The sequence below is a fragment of the Streptomyces sp. WM4235 genome, from assembly GCF_001279725.1.
GTDB lineage: Bacteria > Actinomycetota > Actinomycetes > Streptomycetales > Streptomycetaceae > Streptomyces.
Genome location: NZ_LGDE01000262.1, coordinates 1 through 570, shown reverse-complemented (window position 1 = coordinate 570; position 570 = coordinate 1). Strand labels below are relative to the sequence as shown.

Annotated in this window: 1 protein-coding gene; it reads left to right on the top strand. The window is 70.0% G+C overall.

From position 1 onward, the window contains the following. Positions 1 to 570, top strand: a 570-nt coding sequence (locus tag ADK55_RS18970; RefSeq protein WP_234350140.1) for a condensation domain-containing protein, incomplete at both ends; no start/stop codon positions are given.

The following is a 570-nucleotide window of genomic DNA, read 5'->3' as shown; positions in this document are numbered from 1 at the left end:
CATCGGCCGGTTCGCGATGTCGGCGGTGGTGGAGTTGCCGGTGGGGATTGATCGGGCGGGTGTGGTGGCGGTGTTGGGTGCGGTGGTGGATCGGCACGAGGTGTTGCGTGCGCGGTTGGTGGTGGGTGGTCTGGTGGTGGGGGAGCGGGGTTCGGTCGATGTGGCCGGGTTGTTGTCGGCGGCGGGTGTCGGGGCTGATGTGCAGGGTGAGTTGGATGTGGCCGCGGGGTTGTTGGATCCGTGGGCGGGGGTGATGGTGCGGTTCGTGTGGTTCGAGGGTGTGGGTCGGTTGTTGGTGGTGGTGCATCACCTGGTGGTGGACGGGGTGTCGTGGCGGATTCTGTTGCCGGATCTGGCGCAGGCGTGGGTGGGGTTGCGGTCGGGGGGTGTGGCGGGGTTGGAGGCTCCGGTGACGTCGGTGCGGCGGTGGTCGCACGCGTTGGTGGAGGATGCCTCGCGCGGGGAGCGGGTGGCGGAGCTCGGGTGGTGGTTGTCGGTGGTGGAGGGGCCGGACCCGTTGTTGGGGTCGCGGGCCCTGGATCCCGCCCGAGACACCCAGGCCACCGTCGA